Below are 4,579 nucleotides of genomic sequence, written 5' to 3' on the forward strand. Positions count from 1 at the left end.
GCGGTCGATCCAGCCGTGATCGCGCAATATGCTAAGTGGGAGCGGTTGGCGAGTAGTCCCGGTGCACTGCGAACACTCTTACGACTCAACCGCCAGATNGACGTGACCGCGATCCTGNCGACGTTGCAGGTGCCGGCCCTNGTNTTGCACAGCAAAGCCGATCTCCAAGTGCCGGTCGATCTCGGCCGAAAGCTCGCAGCCGCGATCTCGGGCGTCAAATACATTGAATATCCAATTGGCGACCACGCGGTCTGGACCGCCAANAACGAGNCCGTGCCCGGAGATATCGAGGAGTTCGTCACCGGTCGCCGCGATCATGGCGCGGTTGAGTTTGAGCGCGTGCTGTCGACCGTGCTATTCACCGATATCGTTGACTCCACGCGCANCGCCACTGCGATGGNCGACGNGCGCTGGCTTCGGCTGCTCGACAATCACGATCAGATTGCAAGAGAGATGGTCGGTAANNACCGCGGCAATCTGGTGAANAGCACTGGCGATGGCGTTCTAGCAACCTTCGACGGTCCTGGACGAGCGGTGCGCTGCGCGCTCGCCTTTGGCTCGGCGGCGAAACAGATCGGACTCTCCGTTCGCGCCGGCCTGCACACCGGGGAGATTGANATTAGAGGCAATGACATTGCTGGCATCGCCGTNCACGCGGCCGCGCGCGTGATGTCGCAATGCGTCTCCGATGAAGTTTTGGTTTCGCGCGTNGTCACCGACCTCGTNGCCGGAGCCGGGTTGAAATTCGCCGAACGCGGTTCTTACGAACTCAAAGGACTGCCCGGGAAGTGGGATCTGTTTGCGGCGAGCGGATAGTCATCGAAACCGAAAACCACTTGCGCTCCTTACTAGGCAAAAGAGCTGAGTGCCGGAGACGTCAGCTTCTGGCCCTAATGCGAAGTCCGCGTGGATTCTGAAATGGTCTGCTTATCGGGGTAGACCGGAAGTGACTGGTCGCGCTTCCAAGCGGCGCTCTTGACTCAATGTATGGTCCGGCCGTTAGCCGAACTGGGATAGCGCGTCGTCCAAATAAGTCAGCTTGCGGACCTTGTCCAAGAAGCGTTGAACCGCTTCGAGATCGGAGTTACTCTTCCAAAAGAGAACAAATGTTCGCCTATTGAACAATAATTATGGGGGGATTGCGATGATCTGCAAGTTCACGGCGCTTGCGGTTTTTGGGGCGGGCATGTGGTTCGCTGGCGCTGCACCTGCGGCGGCCCAGCAGGGAGACTTCAACGCGCCTGACCTCGTCCTCGTCAACGGAAAGGTCCTGACGCTGGACGAACGATCGACCGTGACTGAGGCGGTCGCCGTCAGTAACGGAAAGATTCTCGCGACCGGAAGCAGCGCATCGATTAAGTCGCTTGCCAGCGCTCGGACCCGCGTGCTCGATGTGTCCGGCAAGACTGTAATTCCCGGATTAATCGATACGCACGCTCACTTCAAGGCGGCTGGTCTTGCCGACTATGTCGTCAACATGAGCCGAGCGAAGACGGTGGCGGAAGCGCTCGAGGCGATCAGGGCATTCGCGGCCAGGAAGAAGCCGGGCGAGTGGATCGTGGGTGGCCCATGGCATCCGCCGTCGCAACTCGCCGAGAAGCGCTATCTGACCAAGCAGGAGATCGATAGCGTCGCTCCAAACAATCCGGTCTACCTGCGCACCGTCGGGCATTTCTCGATGGCGAACACCATGGCTCTGCAAAAGGTAGGCGTGGACAAGACCGCCCCGGATCCGAGCGGCGGATCCTTCGAACGCGACGCTGCCGGTGAATTGACCGGCGTCCTAGTAGAGACGGCGATTGATCGGGTCGAGAAAGCCGTGCCGCCGTGGACGGAAGACGATGAAATGCGGCAGTTCACAATTGCCGAAGGCGTGCTGAACAGCTTCGGAATCACGAGCGCGGTGGAAGGCGCAACGGAAGCCCGCGATGTCCGCACGCTGCAGAAGATCGCCGCGTCCGGACAAGCGACTTTGCGCGTTGGCGTGATGTTCCGGCCAGAGCCGCCTGCCGATCTGACCGCGTGGGAAGCGATCATATCAGGTAACGGGGCTTCTTCAGGCTTTGGCGACGATTGGCTTAAATTCGCCGGGATCAAGATCTTCTACGATGGTGGTATGACGCTGAAGACAGCGCTAATGCGCGACGTCTATCCCGATTCACATGACAACTACCACGGCATCGCGCAGCAGACACCTGAACGGCTGAAGCAACTCGTCTCGATCTGCAATCGCTACGGCTGGCGTGTCGGTGTGCACGTCGTCGGCGATCTCGGTATCGACCAGGTGCTCGACGCGCTTGAGTCAGCCGACAAGGAAAAATCCATTCGGGATCGTCGTTTCGTCCTCATCCATGCCAGTCTGATCAGGCCAGAGCAGATGGAGCGTGCACACAGGCTCGGGGTCCGCATCGATTTCCAGAATGTCTTCATGTGGGACAAGGCCGCGACCGTCGAGCGGTTTCTGGGGCGCGCGACCGCTGACCGCGCCATCCCAACCAGGACGTTGATTGCGAAAATGGGTATCGACAGTCTCGGCGCCGGAACGGACTTCCCCGTCAATCCGATCAACCCTTTCCTCAACATGTACATCATGGTGACCAGGAAGGATCCGAATGGAAGCGTCTACGGCGCTTCGGAAGCCATTAGTCGCGAACAGGCCCTGCGCCTCTACACCAGTGCGGCCTCGCACTACACCTTCGAAGAAGCGCGGAAGGGGACGATCGAGCCCGGAAAACTTGCCGACCTCGTGGTGCTTTCCGCCAACTACATGGCCGTACCGGAAGCACAGATCAAGGACATCAAGGCCGACATGACGCTTATCGGCGGCAAGGTCGTCTTTGAGCGCTGAGCCGGTAACGGCAAGACGTCGAGCGGATGCGGGCACACTCCCGGTCGATCAAGCGACGGCGTTCGCGTTGACCATCAATCTCAAGACCGTCAATGCGCTCGGGCTGACCATTGACATCGTCTTGCTTGCTCGCACGAGGTCTGCTTTGTGGCCCTAATGCGACGTCCGCGTGGGTTCTGAAATGGTCTGCTTATCGGGGTAGACCGGAAGTGACTGGTCGCGCTTCCAAGCGGCGCTTTTGACCCGGAAGCGAAGTGGTGCTTGAAGGGGTAGCATTGGAGAAGATTTAGGCAGGGCGCATCTCAATCGAAAAGCCCGAACATCGAAAAAAAGAGGTGAGGGAGCGACTTATGTCTGACAAATATGCCGTGGTCGGCAATCCGATCGACCACACCAAATCGCCGCTGATCCATTTCAGCTTCGCCAAAGAGACCGGGCAGAATATCGATTACGTCGCGATTGAGGCTCCTATCGGCGACTTCAACGAAGTGGTGGACAAGTTTCGGCGCGAAGGCGGCTTAGGCCTCAACATCACCGCGCCGTTCAAGCTGGATGCGTTCGCGTATTGCACCGATCTTAAGGAGCGCGCCCGGCTCGCTGGTGCGGTAAACGCGATGAAGTTCGAGGTGGATCGGGTGACTGGAGAAAACTTCGACGGCGTCGGCCTTACCAACGATATCACACGTAATCTCGGCCGCTCGATGAAGGGGCGCCGGGTGGCGCTGCTCGGCGCGGGTGGCGCTCAACACCGGTTTCAATGGTCGGCTTCGGCACCGGCGCGAATAAGGGCGAGTTGGTTGCCCGGCCATTGCAGGGCGTCGCCCTCGCGGGCCGCGGCGACGCGCTCCGGCTCATAGACGCCGGAAGAACATCGAGGGCGCGCCAGCCCGCATCTCGGCAGCCAATTTAGCCGCGGTCTTCTCTTAGACCGAACGTTAACAGCGGGCATCGCGCTTCGTAACCCGCTGCCCCCTATGCCGCCACGGCAAAAAACCGGAAACCAGCTCCCGCGAGGTTGTCGGGAGATACCTGAACCGGCTCGCTAACCGTCTCTGACTCTGCCAACAGAAGGCAGGTCGGACAGTTGAACAGATGCAGATTGGTTGCGGGGACAAATCTAACAAGCTCCGATCGACACCACTGCATCTCGCTGCCGCAGGTTGGGCAGCTTGGCGCTTCACGGTCTTCCAGCGAGTGCTTCAGTCTGTCCATCACAACCCTCCCCAGGTCGAGTGATGAAAGCCCCAAGCCCCAACGGGCAAAGCCTTGAGTCGCAGGTTTGACGCGTTATCTGCTACCTTGTTCACGACTTTTTCCAGGCGTCTTCTAGGCATCACTCGGACTGACCGTCGGTTGTTTGGGAGGGGAACCCACGGTCCGTGCAGCGAAAAGTGCGTAGCGCGGCGGTCATCAACTTCACAAAGGCAACACGACTCTTCTTGTTGGCGAATGCTACGGCCGCCGCTCGACGCCGTGCTTGCGCACGTGGCGGTCGACTAGCCTTTACGAACAATTAACTTCTGGTCAGGGTCACTCGCGTCATTTTGGCCCGTTCGCTGGATTGTCTGCTTATCCCCTGACAGCGTCGGAATAGCGGACATCCCCCAAGCGCTGCTTGGGGCCAAAGGACTAAACCGCTCGCGCGGTAGGCCGCTGCGGCAAACAGGGTGGCCAAGCCGATAGCGCCAAGGGGCGTCCTGTCTTGAGATTGAGGGGTTGCAACAACCTCAC

General features: G+C 59.4%; 4 protein-coding genes. 3 read left to right on the forward strand and 1 reads right to left on the reverse strand.

Going from position 1 to position 4,579, the window contains the following annotated elements; all coding sequences use genetic code 11:
- Positions 1–351: 351 nt before the first annotated feature.
- The 3 genes from YY7_RS65440 to YY7_RS56145 all read left to right on the forward strand — a co-directional run bounded on the left by YY7_RS65440 (position 352) and on the right by YY7_RS56145 (position 3,705).
- A complete protein-coding gene (locus YY7_RS65440) occupies positions 352–816 on the forward strand; it encodes an adenylate/guanylate cyclase domain-containing protein (protein ID WP_433994583.1) in 465 nt (154 codons plus the stop codon).
- Positions 817–1,144: 328 nt separating this feature from the next.
- Complete coding sequence (locus YY7_RS0149480; RefSeq protein WP_028169383.1) at positions 1,145–2,848, forward strand: amidohydrolase; 1,704 nt, start codon at positions 1,145–1,147, stop codon at positions 2,846–2,848.
- A 350-nt stretch (positions 2,849–3,198) separates the two neighbouring features.
- On the forward strand, positions 3,199–3,705 hold the full coding sequence (locus YY7_RS56145) for a hypothetical protein (RefSeq protein WP_051397384.1): 507 nt from the start codon (positions 3,199–3,201) through the stop codon (positions 3,703–3,705).
- 115 nt (positions 3,706–3,820) lie between these two features.
- On the opposite strand, the gene YY7_RS61670 is transcribed toward YY7_RS56145, so the two are convergent.
- Entirely contained in the window at positions 3,821–4,060 is a 240-nt protein-coding gene (locus YY7_RS61670; protein WP_155255693.1) for a hypothetical protein, read from the reverse strand.
- Positions 4,061–4,579 lie beyond the last annotated feature (519 nt).

Source organism: Bradyrhizobium elkanii WSM2783, assembly GCF_000472865.1.
In the GTDB taxonomy this organism is placed as follows: domain Bacteria; phylum Pseudomonadota; class Alphaproteobacteria; order Rhizobiales; family Xanthobacteraceae; genus Bradyrhizobium; species Bradyrhizobium elkanii_A.